Annotated in this window: 25 protein-coding genes; 1 reads left to right on the forward strand and 24 read right to left on the reverse strand. The window is 32.7% G+C overall.

All coding sequences use genetic code 11. The features are described from left to right. Window positions 1-3 precede the first annotated feature (3 nt). The 22 genes from KA856_RS08375 to bshC all read right to left on the reverse strand — a co-directional run bounded on the left by KA856_RS08375 (window position 4) and on the right by bshC (window position 24,408). Window positions 4-1,311, reverse strand: a complete 1,308-nt coding sequence (locus tag KA856_RS08375; protein ID WP_107383728.1) for a uracil-xanthine permease family protein — start codon at window positions 1,309-1,311, stop codon at window positions 4-6. A 303-nt stretch (window positions 1,312-1,614) separates the two neighbouring features. Then, on the reverse strand, window positions 1,615-2,142 hold the full coding sequence (pyrR, locus tag KA856_RS08380) for a bifunctional pyr operon transcriptional regulator/uracil phosphoribosyltransferase PyrR (RefSeq protein WP_107383727.1): 528 nt from the start codon (window positions 2,140-2,142) through the stop codon (window positions 1,615-1,617). A 426-nt stretch (window positions 2,143-2,568) separates the two neighbouring features. Beyond that, window positions 2,569-3,486: an RluA family pseudouridine synthase gene (locus KA856_RS08385; protein WP_107383726.1), complete on the reverse strand. Its 918-nt coding sequence runs from the start codon at window positions 3,484-3,486 to the stop codon at window positions 2,569-2,571. 12 nt (window positions 3,487-3,498) lie between these two features. Next, complete coding sequence (gene lspA / locus KA856_RS08390) at window positions 3,499-3,975, reverse strand: signal peptidase II (RefSeq protein ID WP_019469324.1); 477 nt, start codon at window positions 3,973-3,975, stop codon at window positions 3,499-3,501. Between the two features lie 136 nt (window positions 3,976-4,111). Then, window positions 4,112-4,906, reverse strand: coding sequence for a VOC family protein (locus KA856_RS08395; RefSeq protein ID WP_107383725.1), 795 nt, complete (start codon window positions 4,904-4,906; stop codon window positions 4,112-4,114). Window positions 4,907-5,220: 314 nt separating this feature from the next. Then, a complete protein-coding gene (ileS, locus tag KA856_RS08400) occupies window positions 5,221-7,971 on the reverse strand; it encodes an isoleucine--tRNA ligase (RefSeq protein ID WP_210138595.1) in 2,751 nt (916 codons plus the stop codon). 239 nt (window positions 7,972-8,210) lie between these two features. Then, window positions 8,211-8,825 carry a DivIVA domain-containing protein gene (locus tag KA856_RS08405; RefSeq protein ID WP_107383723.1) on the reverse strand — a complete coding sequence of 205 codons (615 nt, stop codon included), beginning with the start codon at window positions 8,823-8,825 and terminating at the stop codon, window positions 8,211-8,213. 133 nt (window positions 8,826-8,958) lie between these two features. After that, window positions 8,959-9,729: a YlmH family RNA-binding protein gene (locus tag KA856_RS08410; RefSeq protein WP_107383722.1), complete on the reverse strand. Its 771-nt coding sequence runs from the start codon at window positions 9,727-9,729 to the stop codon at window positions 8,959-8,961. 106 nt (window positions 9,730-9,835) lie between these two features. Then, complete coding sequence (locus KA856_RS08415; protein ID WP_107385915.1) at window positions 9,836-10,126, reverse strand: YggT family protein; 291 nt, start codon at window positions 10,124-10,126, stop codon at window positions 9,836-9,838. A gap of 12 nt (window positions 10,127-10,138) precedes the next feature. Further along, a complete protein-coding gene (locus KA856_RS08420) occupies window positions 10,139-10,720 on the reverse strand; it encodes a cell division protein SepF (protein WP_107383720.1) in 582 nt (193 codons plus the stop codon). Between the two features lie 5 nt (window positions 10,721-10,725). Further along, complete coding sequence (locus KA856_RS08425) at window positions 10,726-11,400, reverse strand: YggS family pyridoxal phosphate-dependent enzyme (protein WP_181187478.1); 675 nt, start codon at window positions 11,398-11,400, stop codon at window positions 10,726-10,728. Window positions 11,401-11,418: 18 nt separating this feature from the next. Then, on the reverse strand, window positions 11,419-12,207 hold the full coding sequence (gene pgeF / locus KA856_RS08430; RefSeq protein ID WP_107383718.1) for a peptidoglycan editing factor PgeF: 789 nt from the start codon (window positions 12,205-12,207) through the stop codon (window positions 11,419-11,421). A 236-nt stretch (window positions 12,208-12,443) separates the two neighbouring features. Beyond that, window positions 12,444-13,610 carry a cell division protein FtsZ gene (gene ftsZ, locus KA856_RS08435; RefSeq protein WP_019469315.1) on the reverse strand — a complete coding sequence of 389 codons (1,167 nt, stop codon included), beginning with the start codon at window positions 13,608-13,610 and terminating at the stop codon, window positions 12,444-12,446. Window positions 13,611-13,639: 29 nt separating this feature from the next. Further along, on the reverse strand, window positions 13,640-15,052 hold the full coding sequence (ftsA, locus tag KA856_RS08440) for a cell division protein FtsA (RefSeq protein WP_107383717.1): 1,413 nt from the start codon (window positions 15,050-15,052) through the stop codon (window positions 13,640-13,642). A gap of 105 nt (window positions 15,053-15,157) precedes the next feature. Then, the gene (locus tag KA856_RS08445; protein ID WP_107383716.1) at window positions 15,158-16,048 is read right to left on the reverse strand and encodes a cell division protein FtsQ/DivIB; all 891 of its coding nucleotides are present in this window, start codon (window positions 16,046-16,048) and stop codon (window positions 15,158-15,160) included. 14 nt (window positions 16,049-16,062) lie between these two features. Beyond that, a complete protein-coding gene (gene murD / locus KA856_RS08450) occupies window positions 16,063-17,412 on the reverse strand; it encodes a UDP-N-acetylmuramoyl-L-alanine--D-glutamate ligase (protein ID WP_107383715.1) in 1,350 nt (449 codons plus the stop codon). Window position 17,413: 1 nt separating this feature from the next. Continuing rightward, window positions 17,414-18,379: a phospho-N-acetylmuramoyl-pentapeptide-transferase gene (mraY, locus tag KA856_RS08455; protein ID WP_107383714.1), complete on the reverse strand. Its 966-nt coding sequence runs from the start codon at window positions 18,377-18,379 to the stop codon at window positions 17,414-17,416. Window positions 18,380-18,581: 202 nt separating this feature from the next. Further along, window positions 18,582-20,864: a penicillin-binding protein gene (locus KA856_RS08460; RefSeq protein ID WP_107385916.1), complete on the reverse strand. Its 2,283-nt coding sequence runs from the start codon at window positions 20,862-20,864 to the stop codon at window positions 18,582-18,584. After that, on the reverse strand, window positions 20,845-21,249 hold the full coding sequence (gene ftsL / locus KA856_RS08465; protein WP_019469309.1) for a cell division protein FtsL: 405 nt from the start codon (window positions 21,247-21,249) through the stop codon (window positions 20,845-20,847). The genes KA856_RS08460 and ftsL overlap by 20 nt, the downstream gene beginning before the upstream one ends. A gap of 14 nt (window positions 21,250-21,263) precedes the next feature. Beyond that, on the reverse strand, window positions 21,264-22,199 hold the full coding sequence (gene rsmH / locus KA856_RS08470) for a 16S rRNA (cytosine(1402)-N(4))-methyltransferase RsmH (RefSeq protein ID WP_107383712.1): 936 nt from the start codon (window positions 22,197-22,199) through the stop codon (window positions 21,264-21,266). A 14-nt stretch (window positions 22,200-22,213) separates the two neighbouring features. Further along, on the reverse strand, window positions 22,214-22,645 hold the full coding sequence (mraZ, locus tag KA856_RS08475; protein ID WP_046208714.1) for a division/cell wall cluster transcriptional repressor MraZ: 432 nt from the start codon (window positions 22,643-22,645) through the stop codon (window positions 22,214-22,216). A 149-nt stretch (window positions 22,646-22,794) separates the two neighbouring features. Beyond that, window positions 22,795-24,408 carry a bacillithiol biosynthesis cysteine-adding enzyme BshC gene (bshC, locus tag KA856_RS08480; RefSeq protein ID WP_107383711.1) on the reverse strand — a complete coding sequence of 538 codons (1,614 nt, stop codon included), beginning with the start codon at window positions 24,406-24,408 and terminating at the stop codon, window positions 22,795-22,797. Between the two features lie 276 nt (window positions 24,409-24,684). Between bshC and KA856_RS08485 the strand changes: the two genes are divergently transcribed. Further along, window positions 24,685-25,125 (forward strand): N-acetyltransferase, encoded by a 441-nt coding sequence (locus KA856_RS08485; RefSeq protein WP_107383710.1) that lies wholly within the window; start codon window positions 24,685-24,687, stop codon window positions 25,123-25,125. A 156-nt stretch (window positions 25,126-25,281) separates the two neighbouring features. Here KA856_RS08485 and KA856_RS08490 read toward each other — a convergent pair whose 3' ends face one another. Beyond that, on the reverse strand, window positions 25,282-25,968 hold the full coding sequence (locus KA856_RS08490; RefSeq protein WP_107383709.1) for a YjjG family noncanonical pyrimidine nucleotidase: 687 nt from the start codon (window positions 25,966-25,968) through the stop codon (window positions 25,282-25,284). A gap of 166 nt (window positions 25,969-26,134) precedes the next feature. After that, window positions 26,135-26,269 (reverse strand): beta-class phenol-soluble modulin, encoded by a 135-nt coding sequence (locus tag KA856_RS08495; RefSeq protein ID WP_019469303.1) that lies wholly within the window; start codon window positions 26,267-26,269, stop codon window positions 26,135-26,137. Between the last annotated feature and the right edge of the window lie 44 nt (window positions 26,270-26,313).

Genomic DNA, 26,313 nt, shown 5'->3' on the forward strand with positions numbered 1-26,313 from the left:
CATTTATCTATTTGTTTCAATCTCTTGCGGTAAAATTAAGTTTAGTAGAATACCAGCTAGTGCTGCTAATGCCATACCTTCAATTTCTAAATTAATACCTATCCCATTTAAGTTGAAGACGAGGTTGCCAATACCTATTACTAGTATGACTGATGCAATGACAAGATTTCGGTTACTTGCAAAATCAACCTCACTTTCTACAAGCATTCTCAGACCACTTGCTGCAATAATTCCAAAAAGTAATATCGATACACCTCCCATAACAGGTGTTGGTATAGATGAAACCAATGCTGTGAATTTGCCTACAAATCCTAATATTATAGCTATGACTGCAGCACCTCCAATCACATATATACTATAAATTTTTGTGATAGCTAATACGCCGATGTTTTCTCCGTAAGTTGTACTTGGAGGACCACCTATAATACTTGCAAACATTGTTGACACACCGTCACCAATAATGGATTTATCTAATCCTGGATCTTTAAAGAAATTTCGTCCCACGATTTTGTTAATCACCATTTGATGTCCAATATGCTCACTTACCGTAACAAAAACGATTGGTATTAAAACGAGCACCAAACCTAGATGAAATGATGGCGTGTAATCTTTAAACGGCAGGTACACCTCTGGAAACTGAAGCCATTTTGCTTCGGCTACAGGTTTAAAGTTAACAAGTCCCATAAAAATTGAAACAATGTAACCCGTTATAATGCCTATTAATACAGGTATAAGCGACAAGAAACCTTTAAAGTATCCTTGAACCATAATCGTTACAAGCAATGTAATCATTGCTACTATTAAATAACTTAAGTTATAACCCTTCATATCCCCTGAATTTTCAAACATTGCCATGTTAACCGCAGTAGGTGCCAGACTCAAACCAATCACCATAATGACAGGTCCGACAACTACAGGAGGGAGTAAGTGCATAAGCCACCCTGTTCCACTTAATCTAATAGCTAATCCGATGAGCACATACATTACACCGCTCATAAACAATGCCACTAACATGTCACCTAAGCCATGTGAATTCAATCCAGTTATGATTGGTGTGATAAATGCGAAACTTGAACCTAAATATGCTGGTATTTTCGCTTTTGTAATTAGTATATACAATAATGTCCCTATGCCTGATGCTAGTAAGGCAGATGATATGGGTAATCCAGTTAAAAAAGGTACGAGAACAGTCGATCCAAACATTGCAAATAAATGCTGGGTGCTTAAAAATGCCCATTGTCCTAATTTAGGTTTATCTCGTACATCTAATACTGGTTTAGCTGTCCGTTCAAACATTGTTTCATTTTCCATGACTTTCCGCTTCCTCTCATAAAAAAAGTCTCTTTACATTGTTTTCATGTAAAGAGACTTAAAAAGTATCAATCCTCAAATCAAAATTTAGCTCATTCAAACAAAATTACTGCTTAAAGCGTAAGGTTTGTTATTTGAATACTAGGCTTAAATTAAGATTAGATGATATGGAGAGAATCTATAGTATATGTTTTATATAATATAACTATATTTTGAAATGTGGTTGCTTTGAAACTTCATTTTGACTTCCACATGATTCTCTTCCCTTTTTCAGTCTCTCGTACTGAATTAAAAGGTGTTGATTTATTCAATTACAACTGCATTTCTATTATCTATTTCACTAAGAAAAACTGAGACAGCTTCTTCTCTAGCAGTAGGTATGTTTTTACCAACAAAGTCTGCGCGTATCGGCAGTTCTCTATGACCGCGATCGATAAGTGTTGCTAGCCCTATTTTTCTAGGTCTTGCATATTGAAGTACTGCATCAAGTGATGCTCTAACTGTGCGTCCAGTATATAAAACATCATCCACTATAATTACGACTTGATTTGTTATATTGACATCAATTTCATACGTTTGTTCTGCAGCTTGATCTATTGTCTGTTCCAAATCATCTCTAAATTGTGTAATATCAATGGTACCTGTTGGAACAGTGATTTCTTCAATTTGTTCGATTTTTTGTTGTATTCGTCGCGCTAAAAATGCCCCTCTTGTTTTAATGCCTAACAAAATTAAATCATCAGTACCTTTATTATATTCTAAGATTTCATGTGCAATACGTGTCACTGTTCTTTGTATTGCTGCTTCATCCATAATCACTCGTTCTGACATTTTGGGCACCTACCTTAATCTTAATGATATAAAAAAACCTCACATCTTCAGAAGACATGAGGTTGCATAATAAAATATTACAAACAAAAAGCAGAGACATTTCTGAATTTCAGATGATTTCTCCATCATAACCCATTTTGTGTCTGTGATTACGATTTTTATCGCGTTTACTATAAAACTACGATGGCTTTTAGCTATTTTTGTGACTAAAATGCTTTGTTTGTATATTCTATTTTCATTACATGTCTTCGAAGCCTCTCTGGACTTTCAATTAAAGACGTTCGTTCTTTATTAAACTGTCATTATATTATCATGAATAACATGTCGTTGCAAGTCTATATTAGAATATAGTTCGATTTGTAAAAGCAATCGCTTCAATTCAAATATCATGGTATGACTTTCAATTTGTCATATAACTTAGCCTTATTAATTATCAGATTTACGAATATCATTTAAAAGTTGTTCAAAATCATCTGGTAAAGGTGAAGTCTTTTCAATGTAAGCTTGTGTAACTGGATGTTCAAAACCAATTACTGCCGCATGCAATGCTTGACCACCAATATCTAATGTTTTCTTCTGACCATATTTTGGATCTCCTACTAATGGATAACCAATATATTTCATATGCACACGAATTTGGTGGGTACGACCTGTTTCTAACTGACATTCTATTAAAGTATACTTATTAAAATGTTCTAATACATTAAAGTGAGTGATTGCGTCTTTACCATCATCGACTACAGCCATAGATTGACGGTCATTTTTATTTCGACCAATAGGTGCATCAACAGTACCATAATCATGTGGAATGTTACCATGTACTAATGCAATGTATTTACGCGTGACTGATTTATCTATCAATTGTTCAACTAAACTACGATGTGCAATATCGTTTTTCGCAATCATTAATAAACCTGAAGTATCTTTATCAATACGATGTACAATTCCCGGACGTATTTCACCATTTATACCAGATAAGTCTTTCATTTGATACATTAAACCATTTACTAATGTACCTGTATAATGACCTGCAGAAGGATGTACTACCATACCCTTAGGTTTATAAACAATTGCGACATCATCATCTTCATAATAAAAATTTAGATTAAGATTTTCTGGCTTAATATCTGCCTCAACAATTTCTTTTTCAGTTACTACAATTTTATCATTTAGCTTAGTTTTATAATTGGATTTTATCACTTTATCATTGACTTTAACTAAACCTTCTTTAATCCAATCTTGCATTTGAGTACGTGACCATTCAGCATTAAACTCAGGCAAAAGTTTATCTATTCGTTGTCCTGCGTTAGCTGGGTCTTCTATGTTAAACTCATGAAACTCCATACACTATCTCTCCTATTCTTCTGTCCTCATATCCCTTAACAAAGCGATTATTACTAAAACGACGCCTATAGTTAAACTAGAATCAGCTACGTTAAATATTGGAAAATTATAACTAAATATATAAGTATCAACAAAGTCTACAACTTCACCGTTTAATACACGGTCAATAAAGTTACCTAAAGCACCAGCAAACAATAAACTTATAGCAATTTGCATCAATAAATTATGCTTCGCTTCTTTTATAAAAAAGACAATGAGTATAATTAGAATAATGACAGTTATGATATAGAAAAAAGCCATTTTTCCACTTAAAATCCCCCATGCTGCACCATTATTTCTATGTGAAGTGATGCTCAAAAAATTAGGGATTACTTCAAATGAGTCACCAATTTGCATTGTTTTAGTTATTATAAATTTTGTGATTTGATCTAATATAAGTATAACAATTGTTATAAATATAGAAGTACCAATATAGTACTGACGTTTCATGTCTGTACCTCCTATTTATTCTACGTGCGGTCGATTTTTACAACAACTCTCATTATATCCTAATCAAACTTATAAAAAAAGTTACAGTTCAAATATTAAGTTATTTTTTTGAAACATTATTCAAATAGACATTATTTTAAAGTACAGAATAATAATTAAATCTAAACTGAATTCCGTCGGGACCAGTCAATAATTTATGTGTTGTTTCTGGAAAGTGAAAATCTACGCATGCTAGACCATAAGTTTTATGATTTTCTATGCGTTTAACACTTGATAGCCAATTATTCACTACAAGATGCTGATGATAACCATTTGAAGCCAAATATACTGCACTCTCTGTTTCTACAGAAGATGGTACCAAACCAAAGTAATTTTTATAATATTGTTTAACTCTATTTAACCGAATTGTTTTTAAATTAATATATCCGATAATACTGTCATCAGGAATGCCTTGCCATTTCTCATCTGAGACATATGTTAATAATTTAGGTACATTTAATGGTTTTGTTTCTAAAACTGCTTTTTCATTTTCAATAGACCATTCATCAATTGGATTGTCTACATAAAACTCTAAGCCATTTCCTTCAGTATCTTCTAAATATAATGAAGTTGAAATATCATGTTCTCCACCGTTGATTGGTATTTTATATTCACTTAATTGTACAAGTAGGTCTGCTAAATCTGTTTTTGTTGGTAATTTAATAGCTAAGTGAAATAAACCTGCTTCTGAAACAAGTGGTTCTCTTCCTATATTTATTTGATTAAGTGTCATGAAGTGATTTAGATTTCCAATCTCATATTGAATCGTAGAATATGATTCATTCACTACATTTAATCCAATTATGTCTCCATAAAATTTTTTCATTTCATCTTTGTCTCTCACATTTAATATAATGCCATTTACAAAATGCGCACTTTCGTTATGGAACATATTTAACACCTTTCTAATTACTTATTGCATTCATTATATATGAATTGTTCAATTTTAAATTTCAATATGCTCATTTTAATTTAAAAATTGGATTTGCTAAATAACTCGCTTAAGTTTTTTATATTAGAGAAAAGAAAACCTGGGACATCACAACGATGTCTCAGGTTATTCAAAAATATTAGTCGAAAGTTGTTGTAATGTTTAAAATACATACCGAATTTAACTTGATTCAATTCAAATATGTTGGAACAAAACTGTGGAATATTTTGTTAATACAGTTATTGCCATGCTCCTGCATTTTCATTTATAAATATTTAAACAAGTGTTTTAACAACTGCTTGACAACGTGGGCATAAGTTATCTAGTTCGCCTACAGAAACTAATGTTTCACTATAATTCCAACAACGTTCACATTTTTCTCCGTGAGCATGTTCAATGTGGATATCACCGTATTGATATGCTTCTCCATTTTCAACTTTATCAACTACCTCTGCTTGTGAAGTAATGAATAGTTGTTGTAAATCAGAAAATTGTTGTAAAAACGTAGTTGCATCAAAGTTATCATTACTACCGATTACTACTTTGGCTTCTAATGATTTTCCAATTACTTTTTCATTACGTGCAACTTCTAAAGCTCGGTTCACATCGTCACGTAATTTCATAAAAGTATTCCATTTTTCCATGAATTCAGCATCAACAGCGACACGTTCAGGCATGCGTGATAAATGCACACTTTCTTCCTCTACATGTGGAATATGTGACCATACTTCTTCAGACGTATGTGCAAGAATAGGCGCTAATAGTTTCGTCATGTCTACTACAATTTGGTATAACACAGTTTGCATACTACGACGTTTATGTGCATTTTGCTCTTCTATATATAAGATGTCTTTACCATAATCTAAATAGAAATTACTTAGTTCAACGTTAATGAAATTTTGTAATTCTTGATATATATCTAAATAATCATAGTTATCATAATTATCTAATGTGTTCGCAGTAAATTCACGTAATCTATTTAATAAATATTTATCTACTTCTAATAAATCAGATTCTGGGACTGCATCTGTTGACGGATTATAATCATTTAAATTACCCAACATAAATCTTAATGTATTTCTAATTTTACGATATACGTCAGAAGTTTGTTTTAAAATTTCATCTGAAATACGCACATCTGATAAATAATCAACACTACTTACCCAAAGACGTGCAATATCTGCACCTTTTTGTTTTACTATTTGATCAGGTACGATGACATTGCCTAATGATTTACTCATTTTTTTACCTTCGCCGTCCATTACGAATCCATGTGAAAGTAACATTTTATATGGTGAAATACCTCTTGTAGCAACAGATGTTGTAATTGAGGAGTTAAACCAACCACGGTACTGGTCACTACCTTCTAAATATAAATCAGCAGGATAAGATAATTCTGGACGCTCTTCTAATACACCACGATGTGATGATCCTGAATCGAACCAAACATCCATGATATCTGTTTCTTTTGTAAATACACCATTCGGACTGCTTGGATGTGTGAATCCGTCAGGTAATAAATCTTTAGCTTCTCGCTCAAACCACACATTTGAACCATGTTCTTGGAATAAATCTGCAACATGATTAACAGTTTCTTTAGTCATAATAATGTCGCCGTTTTCCGCATAAAATACTGGTAATGGCACGCCCCAGACACGTTGACGTGAAATAACCCATTCGCCACGGTCTCTTACCATGTTGTAAATACGAGTTCTACCCCAATCAACCTTAAAGTGTGTATTTTCGATTGCATCTAAAATATCTTGACGTACTTTATCAATAGAAGCAAACCATTGTGGAGTTGCACGGAAAATAACAGGTTTCTTAGTACGCCAGTCATGTGGGTAACTATGTGTCATGAATTCTAATTTCAATAATGAACCATTCTCTTTTAATAAATCTGTAATTTCTTTATTGGCTTTATCGTAGAACATACCTTCAAATTGGCCAGCTTCTTCTGTAAATACGCCTTTATCATCTACAGGGCTGATAACAGGCAAGTTATATTTTTGGCCTACAATAAAGTCATCTTCCCCGTGTCCAGGAGCCGTATGAACACACCCTGTACCAGCATCTGTTGTAACATGTAATCCATTAATCACTAGTGACACACGATCAGCAAATGGATGTTGTGTTTCGATGTATTCTAAGTCACTACCTTTGAATTCTTTTTCTAGTTCAATGGCATCTTCGTCCCATTCTAATGCTTCAGCAACATTAGCTACTAAGTCTTTGCCGATGATGTATTTGTCACCGTTCACATTATATTGACCATAAACTAAATCTGGATGTACTGTGATTGCAACATTAGATGGTAATGTCCAAGGCGTAGTAGTCCAAATAACGAATTTTGCATCTTCAGCAACAATACCTTTACTATCTTTAACATCAAATGCGACATAAATAGATGGCGAACGCTTATCTTGATATTCAATTTCTGCTTCAGCTAATGAAGATTCACTAGATGGTGACCAATAAACTGGTTTTTTACCTTTATAAATAAGTCCTTTATCAGCCATTTCACCAAACAAACGAATTTGAGCAGCTTCATATTCTGGTTTTAAAGTTATATATGGATTAGCAAAATCTCCTTTAACACCAAGGCGTTTAAAATCTTTTTTTTGATTTTCAATTTGCTCTAACGCAAATGCTTCACATTTTCTTCTAAACTCAGCAATTGATAATTCTTTACGCTTAACACCTTTTTTAGTAAGTGCTTGTTCAATTGGTAATCCATGTGTATCCCAACCTGGAACATATGGTGTATAGAAACCTTGCATTGTTTTATAACGCGTAATAAAATCCTTCAAAATTTTATTTAACGCATGTCCCATATGTAAATTACCATTTGCATATGGTGGACCATCATGTAAAATGTAATGTTCATTATCTTTGTTTTTTTCTAATGCTTTTTGATAAATATCATTAGCATCCCATTCTTCTTGAATCTTTGGTTCTTTATTTGGTAATCCTCCACGCATTGGAAAATTCGTTTTTGGCATTAATAACGTATCTTTGTAATCCATTTCCTACACTCCTTATTACAATATTCTGACTTGTCTAGTATCTAACAATAAAAAGAACTCTAAGTTCAATTAACAGGGACGATATTTACCGCGTTACCACCCTGATTAACTCAACTTAGAGTTCTCTCATTGCATGTTATTCAATTAAAACGACAGTGATATAAGAAACAAATATATATTAGGCTCGCACTATCCCTAACTCGCTTGAATATATCGACTGTTTCTTACGCGTCTGTTGTTTATTGTTTATTCTCATTATCTGTTGCTTCTGCATCCGCTTCTGCTGCACTATCTGCTTCAGCTTTTGCTTTCATCGCTTTTTCTTCTTCAGTTAATTCATTTTCATTTAAATGATTAATGTTCTCTTGCGTTACTTGTTCAGAATCAAGGTCATAATTCAATAAATAATCCCAATCATCATTTTTGAGTAAATCTAACTGTGCTTCTACTAACATACGGAAACGAGATCTAAATATTTTAGACTGACGTTTCATATCTTCTGTTTGGAAAGAAAGTCGACGAGCTTTTTCAACTGCATCATTGACAATACGATCTGCTTCACTTTTCGCTTTTGCAATTGTTGCCTCTGCATCTTTATTTGCTGCTGCTTTCGTTTCTTCTCCAGCTTGTTTCGCTTGAACTAATGCATCGCTCACTGATTGATGCACATCTTTATAAGATTGAATATTCGTTTCTTTATCTTCAACAACTTTTTCTAATTGTGCTTTATCTTCTTTTAAACGTTCAATTTCATTACTGAGTTGTTCTAGATAACTTTCAACTTCAGTTGGTTCAAAACCCGTTTTAACACGAGTAAATGATTTGTTTTTTATTTCACTTGGTGTAAAAGCCATGCGTCATTATCCTCCTTTTATCATACACTATTTTGTTATTTCATTAAATATCAGAAATAAAATTTATTTTATATAGTATCAATGCTAATTTTAGTCGTTAAAATTCGGTTGTTTTACACTTTATAAGTATAACTTATTTAAATAAAGTTTTGTAGGAAATTCGTGTTTTATCTTTTTTTGTTTTTCCACCGATATCAACAACCATTGCTCTTCCGTATCCTTGAATAGACAGTAAGTCACCTTTGTCCAGTTGGAAATCAGCAGAATCAATGATCGTATGGTTAACTTTAACACGTTTCTTTTCAATTAACTGTTTGCTAATAGAACGCGATTTACGAATCATTTCTTTTAGAACGACATCTAAACGTAAACCAGATACGGTTGTCTCAAATGAGTGCCAGTTCTCTTTTGATTGTATCATATCTTTTATTGGTATCGCATTTAGTTTAACTGTAGCGCCTTTAATTTTATTTAATTCCAATATAATATATGATTCTAATTGCTTTGTCAAAGTAAATTGTATACTTTCATCTACCACAATGTCACCTAATTGGTCTCTTTCGATACCTAATGACATGATTGTACCCAGTACATGTTGATGTTGAAGTGTGACAAATTTTTGAGGATAATCAATTTCAAAAAGAATGATTTCAAAATCTTCCACTTCAGGTTGAAAGTAATCTGGTGCTATGATAGCTCTTTGTCTCTCAGCAAATGGTCCTCCATAAAATGTAACTTCTAAATCTTGAAAACTACCAACTATAACATTTAATATATATTGGCCTCTGGGATCTAAAAAAGAAGTTAACACAGGCGCAAATTGCTCATTGGCACGATAACACTTATCGATAAGTTGATCGATTAATTCATGCTCTTCTTTTCTAAAATGTTGATAAATATCGATGTGATTTCACTCCAAATATAAGTTAAAGCACCTCTCGTTTTTAACGTTAGGTGCTTAACATTTATTTTAAACTTTATTCAATTATTATTTATTCTCAGTACAAAACTTACACTAAATTTCTTAAAATCAAACTAAAAATATTTGCCAAGCCAGTTTGGAATAATACAAGTACAATTATTGCAACAATTGAAGAAATATCAATCATGCCAATGGGCGGAATAATTTTACGGAATGGTTCTAAAAACGGCTCATACAATTTTGATAAAAATCGACCGAATTTATTTTCCCGTGCACCTGGAAGCCATGACATAAAGAAATACACAATCATCCCAAAGTAATAAATTTTGACCAAGAATAAAATAAATTGAAATATATTTGCTAATAAACCTATATCCATGAATGTTTACCTCTATTCACCTTGGTATTCCATATTTTCAATTTGGTCCGTTATGCTTCCTGCGACTTCAACATTATCTGGCGTACATAAGAATATATCAGAACCTACACGTTGAATGTCTCCACCAATTGCATAAACGGTACCGCTTAGAAAATCGATAATTCTTTTTGCAGACACTTTATCAATACGTTGTAAGTTTACTAAAGTTGCTCTGCGATTTTTTAATTCATCCGCAATATCTTGAGTATCTGAAAAGACGCGTGGCTCAAATAAACACATTTTAGAACTTTCTTGCGTAAATCCATAATTATTTTGTTCTTGATTATTCATGTTCACAACGTTCCTAGTATTATTTTTAGGTGCACTGTTATTCATTTGATACTTCCTTTCCCCTGTTGATTGTTGTAATCTTGTTGGTTGTTTTTTGGGTACGGACTGTATACGTTGTCTTTCTGTATTTTCAGTTTGTTGATTATTATAATTTGTTTGAGACTGTGCTTGTTGTCTATCTTGTTCTTCTTCGGGTGGCGCTTTTAAATCATCGTCTTCCTCTTCAACTACGAAAAAACCACTAAATAAATCTTTTAAAGCCACGGGGCTCACTCCTCTTTTCCTACAAGTTTAGTCCCAATTCTCAAAAATGACGCACCTTCTTCAGCTGCTAAATGGTAATCATTACTCATTCCCATCGATAACTCTGTGCATGGTGCATAATTTAAATTGAGCGCTTTAATTTCATCTCTTTTTGCTCTTAATGATTTGAATAAATCTTTAATGTACGGTTCATCGTCCGTATATGGTGCCATTGTCATAAGACCAGTAATTTCTATGTTTTCATATTGCTCTAAATCTTTAATAAACGTATCTACTTCATCTAAAGCGATGCCTTGTTTTGACGTTTCTCCAGAAACATTTACTTGAACAAAACATTTCACTTTATGTTCAGCTCTTTTATTAATCTCTTTTGCTAATTTCAGACGATCTAAAGCGTGAAAATAGTCGATATCATTGATTACTTCTTTAACTTTTCTTGTTTGTAAAGAACCGATAAAATGCATGACTACATCGTCTGGTAAAGCTGCTTTTTTTTGTTGAAAACCTTCTAAACGATTTTCACCAAAGTGTCTAATACCTGCTTGGTAAGCATCATTAGCTCGCTCTATTGTAACATATTTTGTCACTGCTATCACGTGTGGGACTGTTGTAATATTTCCTTTTTTACAATGTATGTCCAATTGATTATTTATTTGCGTTAAACTTTGCTGTACATCCAATTTTTATACACCTCTTAGTTATTGACCAATATAAGCTAACATACGACCAGTATTACCTTTCTCTACTCTATATGAAAAGAATAAAGTTAAATCTTCTGAAGTAGCATAATCTGTTATATAAATATTATTTTGGGGAACGCCACCATACGCTAGCAACATAGCATTTGCTTTTTTTAAGTCTATACCGTGACGGTTTTCTGCTCTCGTCTCAATATATTGATGTGAATCTATAGGTAAGCGCTCAAATTTACTTTTAATATCATCATTAATTTCATATGAATTTGCTGTTGCTGGTCCTATAACAACTTTTAAATCATTAAAATCAAATGGTATATGTTTTAACATTTGGTTGCCAATTTGTCCTACTGTACCACGCCAACCCGCATGAGCCAAACCAATAAAATCATGCTTTTCGCTGTAAAAATAAATTGGTACACAATCTGCATAACACATGGTTAATAAAATATCTTTTTCAAATGTATACATACCATCTATACCATGTAACGCATTAGAAAGTCTATCAATATTTGTACCCTTATCTTTGTTAGTAATTTCAACCACTTTATTTTCATGTGTTTGAATCGGAAAAACCCATTGATTTGTGGGAAACTGAATTACAGAAGCAAGTAACATTTGATGCTTTGTAACATTATCTTGATCATCATTAATATATCTTGCCATGTTAAATGCATTTTTCGGGTAATTACTAAATCCATCTTCTCTTGTTGTTATACCCAATTTCACATTGTTTAATTGATTGTCATCATATTTTAAAATATGACGATCTTTGATAAATTTCTCTTGCATGTCATAAACCTCCAGCTATTCAACATTTACAAACTATCTAAAGTCATTGGGAGATTCTAAATAATTGGAAACTACATTTTGTCCATAACGAATTATTTCACATCTAATTATATGCCAATTTCTAAATTCAAAAAAGTCATCAGATCTTTGGACCTGATGACATCTATATGTTTTATGTTGTCTTAATTAATATTAATTATTATGAAAAACTAACAGAAGAAGAAGTTCATTCGAGATTAACGTCTAGTTCTTCTAGAACGTCTTTCTTCACGATTTCTAATAAAGCTAGGAATATCATCTTCATTTGTAGTATGTGTTCTACCTTCATTTGCACTATCTGTAGATTGTGATGCACTAGAAGAGAATGAATCTTCTTTTGCAGTTGTACTTCCAGATGATGCACTATTGCCGAATCCAGTATTTGATGCTTTGCGACCTTGAGATGATGGTTTATCTTCAAATCCAGTAGCAATTACTGTTACCACAATTTCATCTTGTAATTCTGGATTAATTACAGTACCGAAAATCATATTAACATCTTCGTCTGCTGCATCTTGTACAATATCTGCTGCTTCCTGTGCTTCGAATAATGATAGTGATTCTCCACCAGTAATGTTCATTAACACACCTTGTGCACCCACAATAGAAGTTTCTAATAATGGTGAAGAAATAGCTTTTTTAGCAGCTTCTACTGCACGGTTTTCGCCAGAAGACACACCGATACCCATTAACGCAGAACCTTGGTTAGACATAATTGTTTTAACGTCTGCAAAGTCAAGGTTAACTTCACCTGAAACAGCGATTAAATCTGAAATACCTTGAACACCTTGACGTAATACATTGTCAGCTTCTTTAAATGCTTCCATCATTGGTGTAGACTTATCAACAATATCTAATAAACGGTCATTAGGAATTACGATTAATGTGTCAACAGCAGCTTTCATTGATTCTACACCAGCAGCTGCTTGTGTTTGACGTTTACGGCCTTCAAATCCGAATGGACGCGTAACAACACCAACTGTTAACGCTCCCATTTCTTTTGCGATTTTCGCTACAACTGGCGCAGCACCTGTACCAGTACCGCCACCCATACCTGCTGTTACGAACACCATATCCGCACCTTGGATGGCATCTTCAATTTGCTCACGCGATTCTTCGGCAGCTTTTTTACCTATTTCAGGGTTTGCACCAGCGCCTAAACCACGCGTTAATTTTTCACCAATTTGGATTTTAGACTCAGCTTTAGATAAGTTTAAAGCTTGTCCATCCGTATTGATGGAAATAAATTCAACATTATTCATACCATGATCAATCATTCGGTTAACAGCGTTATTTCCGCCGCCCCCTACACCGATGACTTTTAACGTCGCTAAATGATTAAATCCTTGTTCAAATTCTAACATTTAAATTTCCTCCTAGTTTTAGTGGCCAATCAATCGAATAGAGATTTCATAAGTTTCTTGAACTTACTTTCTTCTTTGTCTTGAGGTTTACTTTCTTCTTCATGTTCTTGTTCTATGTTGTCTTCATGTTCGTATGCCTCAGACGCTTCTGGTTCTTCTATATCAGAAGTTGATGTATGTGGCTCTTCTTGTTTGTTTGATTTCTTTTTGAACCAATCAAATCCGCTTGACTTCGTACTATTTTCTCGATCATTTGATTCTATGACTTCTTCTTCAAATTCTTCACTGTCATGATTATTAATTGTAACATAATCTAGTAATTCGTCGAAAGTAATGCTACTAGAAATCGTTGAAATCGCTGAAGAAAACTCTGGTTTTCTTATGCCCATTTGTGATGGTGTATGAATTCTTACTTTTTCACTTACCATATCTTGAAGCAATTCTTTAACGCCTAGTAAATTAGCTGAACCACCAGTTACAACGAAACCTCCATTTACCTTTGTAAGACCTAACTCTTGTAATACATCAAACACATTAAAGAATATATCTTCCACACGTGCTTCTATTACATCTGCTAAATCTTTTTGAGTAAATTGCGCTTCTTCTTCACTATTTACTTGGTCAATAGTGAATACATCATGATCAGACGCTGAATCAAAGAAAGCGTGACCATATTGATGTTTAATTTTTTCAGCCGTTTCATATGATGTATTTAAACCTTTTGCAATATCTTCTGTTATATCTCTACCAGCCATTTCTATAGCATCAGCATCTACGAGCTCTCCTCTTTCGTAAAATGCTAATTGTGTTATATCTTCACCTATATCAATGATGCATGCGCCAAGTTCTTTCTCCGTTGCTGAAAGTACTGATCCATAGTTATATGCATCAGAATAAACATCTAACACGTCTACACCACAAGATTCTACACATTTAATCATGTTTATTAAGATTGATTTTTGAATTGCAATGACACCAGCTTCTACTTTCAAACTGTGTCTAGCAATGAGTTCTTTAGGATCTGACACTTCATTTTCGCCATCTACAACAAATTTAATTGGGAAAGCGTTTATTATTTCTGTTTCGGGTACATCATTTTTTTCACGTATACCTTCCAGTACACTTTCAATGTGTGTACCATCTAGTTCAGTATCTTCATAAAATTCAATTTCATTTGATTCATCAAATACCTCAGTACCGATAATTGGAAGTTTTAAAAACACTTCTTTAACATCGACGCCTGATGCAATAGAGGCTTTTTTGATTGTATCTTTAACCGCTTGTTTTGCGATGTCGAAATCATCAATAAGACCATTTTTTATACCACTTGTGTAGGTCTGTCCTGTACCTATCACATTTATTCCATTGTGAAATTTTTCGCCCACTATCGCTTTAACACTTGACGAACCGATATCTATACTTACATAATAATGCTCTTCCATAGATAGGCACCTCCTGACAATTACTTATTCATGTTCACACTATTAACAGTTTACAATACGTTTTGACGCTTGTGAACTATAAACACATGTATTTGTCTAAATTTTTTAATTATTTTTGTCTGATTCTTTATTTATCTTATTTAATGCACTTTGTAACTCGTCTTTAGCTTTATCTTCCTCTGTATTTCCTTTATCAACATTTTGATCACTTGTTGATTTAGTCGTACTTCCACCACTATAAGGAATGAAAGAAGCGCCAACTGACAAATCAATGTAACCTGATTTTTTTAAACTTCCTGATTCATCACGTTCTAATGATTGTGACATTTGAGGATAATACTTCATCTTATTGGCAATAGTATTTAAATTACCTACAATTTGAATCTCATCTGTCGTAAATAATTTGATTTGATTTTGTAAATTTTCTTGTGGATCATATTGCACTTCTGCAATCATACCTCGAACTTTTGCAGGCATTTTTGATAATTCTTGTATCATTTTTTCTTTTTTCTCTTTTTTGAATCCTTCTAGTACGGGACCGTCATCTGTCACATTACTTTCTTCATAATTTTCTAACTCTGTGCCATCTTCAAGAATGGGTACATAATCATCTTTCTTTTTAACTAAACCAACAATTTGACTTTCTGTCACTTTAACATTCAACTTATTCGGTAATACTTTAGTCACTTCTGCATGTTTTATTAATTTATTCTTTTTTAAATTCTTAACAGCTGTTGAAGTACTATAGGTATACATTCTTGAATCATCTTTCACATTGATAGCTTTTTTAATAGAAGTTTTAGATACATTATCATTACCTTCAATGGTCACTGTGTTGATTTTACTTAATGGTGTGAACATATAAATAAGAATCAGCAAAATAATAAATAACAAAATACCGAAAATCGCGTATTGGATTTGTTTTTGTTTTTTACGTCGCTTTGCACGTTTCTCTTTTAAATATTCAGAATCAAATTCACTAACTTTATCTGACATTTATTTCACAACCTTTAAAGTGAAGGTAAATGCGCTTGGAAACTCTTAATAAACTTATTCCCGCGCTCTTCGAATGTATTGTATTGATCCCAACTTGCACAAGCTGGCGATAATAACACAACGTCATTAGGCTCAATAATTGATTGTACTTTATCGACTGCATCTTCTACATCAGTAGCCTTTATTACATATTTGCCTTGATTCTCGCCTAATTTCACAAATTTATCTTGTGTTTCACCAAAAGTTACCATCACTCTGACGTTATTCATATATGGAATCAATTCATCAAATCCATTTCCTCTGTCTAAACCGCCACACAACCAAATAATAGGTTGTTTAAATGAATTAAGCGCAAATTGAGTTGCTAAAGTATTAGTAGCCTTAGAGTCATTGTAGTACTTATTAGTTTTATTTGATCCTACATATTGAAGCCTATGTTCTATGCCTGAAAATGTTGACAAACTATCTATAATTGCTCTTACAGAAATACCTGCTAATAATGCAGCTAACACGGCAGCAAGTATGTTTTCTAAATTGTGTTCACCAGGTAGTACTAAGTCATCTTTATGAATAAGTCGGAAACCTTTAAATGTAATATAATCATCTTTTACGTAGATACCATCAACCTCTTGCTGTGTTGAAAAATAATATACTTTTGCTGTTAAAGACTCAGATTCAATCAAATGGCGTTGATGATAATTACATATTAAGTAATCATCTTCTGTTTGATTTTTATATATTTGTTTTTTGGCATTTTGATAATTCTCTAAATTTTCATGATAATCCAAATGTGCCGAATAAATATTTGTAATAATTGAGATATGTGGTTTATATTTATCAATCCCTAGTAATTGAAATGAAGATAATTCAGTTATAAGGTAATCCTCTTCATCTACTTCTTGTGCCACTTTTGAAGCAACATAACCTATATTGCCAGATAATTTACCAGTAATTCTACTTTTTTTAAACATATCTCCAATTAATGAAGTTACCGTTGTTTTTCCATTTGTACCTGTCACACCAATAATAGGTGCTTTTGAAACTAAATAACTTAATTCCACTTCAGTAAGTATTTGTAGTCCTCGGCGTTCCGCTTCTTGAATCAACGGAACAGTATAAGGTATGCCAGGGTTTTTAAAAATGAGTGGATCATTATCAAGTAAAGAAAATGGGTGCTCCCCACCAACAACTTTGACACCCATATTTTCTAAATCAATTGCATGTGCATCTCGACTTAAATCCTTGCCGTCGTTGACAACGACATTTGCGCCAAGTTTTTGTAATAATTTTGCTGCTTCATATCCGCTTTTTGCTAATCCTATTACTAATACATCTTTATTTTCTAAACCTGTATATTTCAGCAATTTAATTCACTCCAATCCATAAGCCAATAAGACCTGAAATAATACCAACTGTCCAAAATACAGTAACAACTTTTCGTTCATTCCAGCCGACTAACTCAAAATGGTGATGTAGTGGTGACATTTTGAAAACTCTTTTCCCTGTAAGCTTATATGATGTAACTTGAATCATAACTGATAATGTTTCAGCTACAAATACAAAACCAATAAAAATGAGCGACAATTCTTGGTTTAGCATAATTGAAATCGTGGCAAAGATACCACCTAAAGCTAAGCTGCCTGTATCTCCCATAAATACCTTTGCAGGATTTAAATTAAACGGTAAGAATCCAAGTAACGCAAAAATCATGATAATACAAAACAAACCAATAGAATTAGCCCCTTGGATATAAGCCATTAATGCATACATAATAAATCCAATAATGGAAAGCCCTGTAGAAAGTCCATCTAATCCATCTGTTAAATTCACTGCATTAGAAAAACCAACTTGCCAAAATACAATGAAAATTACATATGCAATAGATAAAGGTACTTCTAAACCTGTAAATGGAATATGAATGCCAGTTGAAAAGTCTGTTAAATTAAACACTTGGCTTAATATGAAGAAAATAACCGCAATAGCGATTTGAGCAAGAAATTTTTGTTTACTCGTTAAACCTTGATTATTTTTTTTAACAACAATGATGTAGTCATCTATAAAACCAATTAACCCAAAACCAATCGTCACAAACAATAATAATATAATTGGATTCGCATTATCCATAAAAATAATAGCTAATATTGAAGTGATAATAATACTAAGTAGGAAAGTTAACCCACCCATAGTTGGTGTACCTGTTTTTTTCATATGACTTTGAGGGCCTTCTTCTCTTATACTTTGTCCGAATTTCATTCTTTTTAGTGTTGGTATCAATACAGGGACTAATATAAATGTTATTAGTAATGCAATGATCGCTAGTAAATAAACCATATTATGCTCCTTTAATATTAAATTGGATTAATGTCGTTAATGCTAGGTGCAACTTATAAATCATATGTAACGAGGCAGTATTTATGTTTTAAATCTACAAAATTATATTTTGTACTAAACATTTAAATTACTACCTCGCATCAATTTCAAATTATACATTTTAACATGTTTTACCATTGACGTCAGAAATAAAATAATTTATTTATTCACTTTGTTTGTCACTACTTGAATCTGAGTTGTTATCATCATTTTTGTCAGTATCGTCTTTGGATGATTCCTTTTCTTTAGATGACGTGGTTGATGATTCACCATTAATCGCTTCAGCAGATAACGTCACTTCTACTTTATCTTTTTTGTCAATTTTTTGTCCTTTATTAACAGATTGATTAGAAACAAAACCACTACCTTTTGTAGTCACTTTTGTTTGCGTCAATGTTTCAAAGGCAATTACTTCTTCTTTTGTCCAACCAGTCATGTCAGGCATTGTTATATCCCCATCTGTCAATAGGAGTACCTTACTATTTGGAAGCACTTCCTTATCAGGTGATACTGATTGTTTTACCACTTTATCTCCACTTCCTATGACTATTGGATCAAGAGATTTACTATTCACCTTATCTTGTGCTTTTTGCGTCTCTTGACCTTGAACATCTGGTACTTTACTATACTTCACATCAGATTTATCTTTAGAATTTTTATCTCCAACATTTAAGTATTTTAACGTATTTTCCATAATAGGTTTAAACGCTTTACTTACACCCATTTCGTAGGCTTCTTGATCATTTTTTTGTGCTAAACTCATACCAGCATAAACAATTACTTCTGGATCATCTTTAGGTGCGTCACCAATAAAGCTTACAAAATATGGATTTTCACCTTGAACATAACCACCATTATCAGAGTCAGCAACTTGTGCTGTACCTGTTTTACCGGCTACGTCATAACCATCAATTTGATAGTTTTTAGCGTGACTGTCTTCACTGTTTACAACTTTATCTAATTCGGTACGAACTTTCTTAGCAGTGTCTTTAGTAATTGGTTTTCCTGCAAACTCTTTTTTACCTTTATAAAATGTATCATCAGTAACAGGATTGCTCACGCTATCCACAAACCATGGTTGCAACATTTTACCTTCATTATTAAAAGCTGATTGCGCTCTTAGCATTTGAACTGGTGTTACGGTTGTAGATTGTCCAAATGAAGATGTTTTTTGCTGTGCTTCATTATCCCAGGCAATACCACCTGTAGATTCACCATCAAACATGCTATCGGTAGATTTACCAAAACCAAATTTTTCATACCATTCTTTCATCTTATCTGAACCAACTAAATCTTGTAAGTGCATCATTAAAGTATTTGAAGAATATGTGAAACCAGTAGACATTGAGATTTCTCCCCAACCTACTTTATTCCAGTCAGATATTTTAGATCCCATAACTTCTCTAGGTTCAGCAGTGTATTTTTTATCCGGTTTAAATTCACCTTCTTGAATTGCAGCCGCTAGTCCATAAGATTTAAAAGTTGATCCTGGTTCATAAGTGTTTTGATATAGATCGTTTGCCCATTTTTTTCCAAAATTTTCACCAGTTTCTGGGTTGAAAGTTGGCCTTTGACTAAACGCCAAGATTTCTCCAGTTTTTGCATCCATAACTACGGCAAACAAATCTTTTGGTTTATAATGTTCAACCATGCCATCTAATGCTTCTTCAACGAAAACTTGTATGTTTGAATCAAGGGTTAAATGTACGTCATCTCCACGTTTAGGTACTTTTTCTTTTTTGGTATTTGGTGCAATATAGCCCCAAATATCATGAATATATGATAATGCACCTTTTTGACCTGAAAGATAGCTATCAAATATCTTTTCAACGCCTAAAGCACCTTTTAATTCTCCACTATCAGGATCTTTTTGTGCAATTCCTATCAAATGAGATGCGAAGTTTCCATTAGGATAAAATCTTTCAGTTTCTGGATATAACGTCACACCAGGAAGGTTCATTTTTTCAATTTTTTCTTTCTCTTGATACGTTAAATCTGTACCTTTTTGACCAAATTCAACTTGAAAGGCTTTTTTATTATCCAGTTTTTTTTCAATTTCTTTTGCTGACATATCAATCACAGTTGCAAGTTTTTTGGCAGTTTCTTTTTTGTCTGTCACATGCTTAGGTTTATCGCTACCTTCACTTGCTTTTTTATCTACAACTGCCACAACTTTATAACGTTCCACATCTTCAGCTAAGACTTTGCCATTTCTGTCATAAATCTTACCTCTTTCTGGTTGTTGTTGTGTATTTACTAAGTACTTTTCATTCGCTTTCATAATTAAATCTTCACCAGAAGAGTGTCCTGTCAACATAATATACGAGTATCTTAAAACCAACGTAAAAAAGAGCAGTCCAAATCCAAGGATGAGTAGGACTGCCCCTATTTTACTTTTTTTAATTGAAAACTTCGGTTTTTTTAATTTAATTCTTCGCTTCGCCATTATTACGCACTACCTTTACATTATCGTTCTTAAGGCTCATTCCATCTTTTTTGGCCTTATCGTAAATGCGTTCATATGAGGAGTTCTTTTTAATTTCAGATTTTATTGCGCTGTTTTCACTAGATTGTTTTTCAATTTTTGTATCTAAATCTGCAATTTTTTCTCGAGTTTCATACGCATCCATTTTTAAAGATAGCATATAAATACTTATTAAAGCAATTACTGTTATAAGTCCTATGTATAACATCTTTTCAAACTTAGTTAGCTTGACAATTACTTTACGCTTAACTGTCTGGGGTTGACTCTGGGGATGAGGCGACGGTTGCGTTTGTGGTATATGCTGCTCTGCTCCACTATACGGTTGGTATATTTTCTCTACTGCCACTCAAAAATCACTCCTTATTTTAGTATTTCAGCTATACGTAACTTGGCACTACGCGCTCGATTGTTTTCTTCTAAATCTTCATCTGTAGCAAGGATTGGTTTTCGGTTAACTCGCTTCAATTTAGGTGTATAAGCTTCTGGTATGACAGGTAAACCTCTAGGAACTTCGGGACCTTTTTCATATTCTTGAAACATTTGTTTACATAGCCGATCCTCTAACGAATGGAATGTTATCACAGATATTCTTCCGTCCACTTTCACGAGATCAATCGCTTGTTCTAACGAATTTTCAAATGCAGATAATTCATCATTAACTGCAATCCTAATTGCTTGGAAAATTCTTTTAGCAGGATGCCCACCTTTTCTTCTTGCTTTAGCTGGGATACCTTCTTTAATGACATCTACAAGTTCTAAAGTTGTTTCAATTGGCTTTTGTTCTCTATTTTGTTCTATACGTCTTGCAATTTGTTTTGAAAATTTTTCTTCACCATAACGATGAAAAATCCTAACTAATTTTTCAAACGACCATTCATTCACTACTTCATATGCTGATAATGATTGTGTTTGATCCATACGCATATCTAATTTCGCATCATTATGATAACTAAAACCTCTTTCAGGCACGTCTAATTGGGGGCTAGATACACCTAAGTCATAATAAATGCCATCTACTTTTTCAATATTTAAATCATCTAAAATTTCAGTTAATTTTCTAAAGTTGCTGTGAACGAAGGTAACTTTATGTATATGGTCTTTCAATACTTCTTTTGCATTTTCAAGTGCTGTTGTGTCTTGATCAATTGCAATAAGTCTACCTTCGTCTCCAATTTGATTTAATAAATAGAGGGCATGACCTGCTCCACCTAATGTACAGTCGACATATATGCCATCTTCTTTAATATTCAAGTAATCTATAGTTTCTTCTAGCATAACGCTGACATGATGAAACAATTTAACGCCTCCATTTAAAAATCAAAGTCAATTAAGTCTTCGGCAATATCTTCAAAACTATCTTCTGATTCATCATAAAAATCATTCCAAGTTTCTCTATCCCAAATTTCTATGCGATTTGAGACACCTATTACCGTACATTCCTTACTTAAATTGGCATACTTTCTCAAATTCTGAGGAATATTAATACGCCCTTGCTTATCTAATTCTACTTCGACAGCGCCTGAAAAGAACATACGCATAAATTTACGCGCATCTTTTTTTGTCATTGGTAAGGTTTTCATTTTCTCTTCAATTACTTGCCATTCTTCTAAAGTGTAACCAAATAAGCATTTATCAAGGCCTCGGGTAATTATAAAACGCTCATTTAGGTCATAGCGAAATTTGGAAGGAACAATCATACGTCCCTTAGTATCCAATTGATGCTCGTATTCACCCATGAACATTTATAATCACCTCACCTTCTTATATATATAATTTACCACATCTCACCACTATCCTCCACTAATTATACAAATTTCACCAAAATTTCTTGAAATATAGAAAAAAACACCCGATTCATCTTAATGATGAATCGGGTGTTCCCATTGTCGCTCTAAGGTTTTATCAATATATGATCAAATGTGTAAGAAAGTGGTGGATAGGTGGAGGGACTAAACACATCTAGCCCAAAATCATTCATAATTTGAAGTGGATTCCATATTCTTTCTTGTAATCCACCCATTGGATGGAGTGTTTTACTTAATATCTCAAAATGTTTCATGCTAATGTCATTTTCTCTTTCGATATTTAATAAGTACCGTTTTAGCAAGTAATCAAATTGTTTTTGATGAATTTCATTATTTTTGTTTAACAATACTTTATTATCATGATTGTCTGTAACTTCTGCTTGAAGAGATTGAAATAAGTCCTTTTGCTGTTCTTTCAGTGTTTCAATTTGTTCTATAAAAGTTTGTGACGCTTTGGATCTAATAAACTGCGCTTTGTCTGCCTCTATTCCTTTTTCAATGATATCATTACGGTTCAATTGATAATGCGCTAATAACTTTTCTATTCTAGCATTTATATAAGTAATTCTTAATCGAGGTAAAACGATAGGCATGTTTACTTCTAATGTTCGAAAAACATCGCTTAATTCTGTCCAATATTTAATTTCACTTGGACCGCCTATAAACGCTACTGTATTAAATAGCCATTCTTCCATTACTGGCCTTGTAACGACATTATTAGAAAATCTTTCTGGTTCTGTTTCTACTATATTAAGAAGTTCTTGTTCCGAAAATGACTTCTCAGATTTATTTAAATAAAATCTCCCATTTTCAAAAGTTAATAGTTGTCTTACACCCTCATCATGCATGAACAAATGCACATTCGTCTCTGTCTGTATCATTTGGTCTAAGCCATCAGCCATTGTTTGAGCTTGCGTTTGTCTAAAGGCATCGTCAACTGAATGATGCTTTTCAATCATGTTTCTGAACATTGGTTTTTCTAATTGACGCAACGCTTTATCATTTGCATCTATCAGTAATAATCCATAATGTTTGAAAACTTCGTGTAATAAAGCTTTAAACATGTCAGTCCAACCATCATAATGATCGATAATATTTCTACACATGTTCAATAGTTTTGAAGAAGCCTCAGTTTCTTTTAGTTCTTTAAAAAATTGATTTAACGCTTTATGTAACGCTTCTTTATCTGGCAAATACTTTGAAACACTAGACTCTGGTGGCGTCATTGTACTATATCTAATTTTTTGTAAAGTTGCCTTGTGCTCATTAAAAACATAAGTATGATTTACTTCATCAAAATCATGATCTTCACCCGCAATCCAAAAAACAGGGACAACGTGCGTATCGTAATCTTTTGATAGTTTTTCACTTAATGTAATAATTGAAAATATTTTATGGAACGTGTATAAGGGCCCACCAAACAAACCAGCTTGTTGGCCTCCGATTACAACTTTCGCACCGTTACTAAGTGCTTTTAAATTGTCATTTTGTTGATGATCTAATGTTAAATCACCCATGTATGCTTCAATGATTTTTGCTAGTGACGCTTCTCTTCCGTTATTTTCTATAAGTAGTCGTTTTTTGTAATCATGTTCATTCATTGCATCAAGATGATAATATTTAGCTAAAGTTGAATCACTATTTTTAACATTCGATATAAATTGATCTTTTTCATTAAGTTTCGTTGTCATACAATCCATTCGTAATTCTCCTTACGTTACTCTATTCCTATTTAGTATAAAGTTTATGTTCAACATTGACAATTTTACGGCTTATAAATTGATTGGAAATTATTTTAAATATGTATAAACGTCGTTGTCCAATATTCATACAAGTTATCAGCACTTTACATTATATAAAAACAATGAGCAAATTAACATTGTTAATTTTACAAAATGTTTTAAGCATTCATTTTTGTGAAATATCCAATAAAATAAGGTATAATAGTTAGTAATAAAGCAAAGGGGGAAGCTAAAGTGAGTAATGTTAAACGACTAGATATTAATTACAAAACTGACGAATTATTTGAAGATTTTAGAAACTTCGGAAATGAAGATTTATATTTAGTAGATGAATTACGCGGTGAAATGATAGACGCTAGTTCAGACTCACCATTTTTCGGCATATATGTTGGTGATAGGTTAGGCGCTCGTATGGCTTTATACCGAAAAGGAGAAGTTGAAGATGTATATTTCTCAGATTTTAATGATTATAATATTTTATGGAAACTAGAAGTTTTACGTGATTTCCAAGGTCGTGGTTACGGTAAAGCATTGCTAGATTTTGCCAAGGAACAAGGCCAACCTATAAAAGTTATTGCACGTAATCAATCAAAAAATTTCTTTATTAAACATGGATTTAAAGATATTGAACAACAAAATAAAGATGGCCACGATATACTTATTTGGACACCATAATTTTCACATCTAATACATTTAAAATAATGCACTCATTTTTATAATATAGTAGATACTTTATTAATAAAGTAAACTTTTTTTATTTCTTGAATGATCATCAACATAATATGAAGCGTGAATTAAAATCAATTTTTCTGATTATAATTCACGCTTCTTTTATTTTGCTATATCTAACAATTGATCAAGCGATTCGATAGTATAATCCGGATTAATTTCTGTGTCATTTATTTTATTTCTTGGATTAAACCAACATGTTTTTATTGCAGCATTTTTCCCACCTAAAATATCTGATGTTATTGAATCGCCAACAATCATTGCATGGTCTCTTTTATCATGACCAATTTCATTAAAAACAAAATCAAAAAATTCTGGCATCGGTTTTTGATATCCTGTTTGCTCAGATACATAAACACCTTTAAACCAATTCCCCATTTTTGTTTTTGCTATGCGTCTTTCTTGTGTTTCTAAAACACCATTTGTAACAATATATAGATCATGTGTATCTTTGAGCATTCTCAATGTTTCCACCGTGTTCATAAAATATTTTATTGGAGCATTTGCCAGTTCATCACGAAAGATTACGTCCGCTTCTTCTCCATTAACATTGATTTGATGTAACTCAAAATACACTTCAAACCTTTTACTTAAAACTTCAGTTTTTGATAATTGGTTTTGTTGAAATGCTTCCCAATGCGCTTGATTTACAGTCATAAATTGATTTAAATCATTTTGGTTTGTCTCTAATTTATATTTTTTTGTAAGTTGGTGAAATGCATATGCTTCTGCATCATGAAAATCAACAATTGTATCGTCAAAATCGATAAGCAAACATCTTTTATTCATAGTATTTTCTAACCCCTTAATGATATCTTTTAATAAACTATATCAGTTATGTCCTCGTCAATGTATAAACATAGCCGAATTTTACTTCATCATACCATATTTCATATCTCAGCAAACAAAAAAGGCCAAGGTTATTACCTTGGCCAGTCCGTCATAGAAATTTATATTAGAATCCGAATAATTTACTTGCTAAACCTACACCGTTCTCTACGATGTCTACAATACTAGTACCTAATTTAGCACCATCGCCTGCTATGCCAGCTTGTACTGTATCTTTAATTGCATTAAATAAACCTTCCATTATAAACACCCCTCACTATATTTTTAAAATAAGCTAAGTACTCA

It is taken from the genome of Staphylococcus sp. GDB9P120P, assembly GCF_017893435.1.
Lineage (GTDB): Bacteria > Bacillota > Bacilli > Staphylococcales > Staphylococcaceae > Staphylococcus > Staphylococcus cohnii.

What these genes read in the sequence shown, in the direction of transcription:
- KA856_RS08375 (WP_107383728.1), bottom strand. Translation starts at nt 1,311, where the DNA reads ATGGAAAATGAAACAATGTTTGAACGGACAGCTAAACCAGTATTAGAT.
- pyrR (WP_107383727.1), bottom strand. Translation starts at nt 2,142, where the DNA reads ATGTCAGAACGAGTGATTATGGATGAAGCAGCAATACAAAGAACAGTG.
- KA856_RS08385 (WP_107383726.1), bottom strand. Translation starts at nt 3,486, where the DNA reads ATGGAGTTTCATGAGTTTAACATAGAAGACCCAGCTAACGCAGGACAA.
- lspA (WP_019469324.1), bottom strand. Translation starts at nt 3,975, where the DNA reads ATGAAACGTCAGTACTATATTGGTACTTCTATATTTATAACAATTGTT.
- KA856_RS08395 (WP_107383725.1), bottom strand. Translation starts at nt 4,906, where the DNA reads ATGTTCCATAACGAAAGTGCGCATTTTGTAAATGGCATTATATTAAAT.
- ileS (WP_210138595.1), bottom strand. Translation starts at nt 7,971, where the DNA reads ATGGATTACAAAGATACGTTATTAATGCCAAAAACGAATTTTCCAATG.
- KA856_RS08405 (WP_107383723.1), bottom strand. Translation starts at nt 8,825, where the DNA reads ATGGCTTTTACACCAAGTGAAATAAAAAACAAATCATTTACTCGTGTT.
- KA856_RS08415 (WP_107385915.1), bottom strand. Translation starts at nt 10,126, where the DNA reads ATGGATATAGGTTTATTAGCAAATATATTTCAATTTATTTTATTCTTG.
- pgeF (WP_107383718.1), bottom strand. Translation starts at nt 12,207, where the DNA reads ATGCAAGAGAAATTTATCAAAGATCGTCATATTTTAAAATATGATGAC.
- ftsZ (WP_019469315.1), bottom strand. Translation starts at nt 13,610, where the DNA reads ATGTTAGAATTTGAACAAGGATTTAATCATTTAGCGACGTTAAAAGTC.
- ftsA (WP_107383717.1), bottom strand. Translation starts at nt 15,052, where the DNA reads ATGGAAGAGCATTATTATGTAAGTATAGATATCGGTTCGTCAAGTGTT.
- KA856_RS08445 (WP_107383716.1), bottom strand. Translation starts at nt 16,048, where the DNA reads ATGTCAGATAAAGTTAGTGAATTTGATTCTGAATATTTAAAAGAGAAA.
- mraY (WP_107383714.1), bottom strand. Translation starts at nt 18,379, where the DNA reads ATGGTTTATTTACTAGCGATCATTGCATTACTAATAACATTTATATTA.
- KA856_RS08460 (WP_107385916.1), bottom strand. Translation starts at nt 20,864, where the DNA reads ATGGCGAAGCGAAGAATTAAATTAAAAAAACCGAAGTTTTCAATTAAA.
- mraZ (WP_046208714.1), bottom strand. Translation starts at nt 22,645, where the DNA reads ATGTTCATGGGTGAATACGAGCATCAATTGGATACTAAGGGACGTATG.
- bshC (WP_107383711.1), bottom strand. Translation starts at nt 24,408, where the DNA reads ATGGATTGTATGACAACGAAACTTAATGAAAAAGATCAATTTATATCG.
- KA856_RS08490 (WP_107383709.1), bottom strand. Translation starts at nt 25,968, where the DNA reads ATGAATAAAAGATGTTTGCTTATCGATTTTGACGATACAATTGTTGAT.
- KA856_RS08495 (WP_019469303.1), bottom strand. Translation starts at nt 26,269, where the DNA reads ATGGAAGGTTTATTTAATGCAATTAAAGATACAGTACAAGCTGGCATA.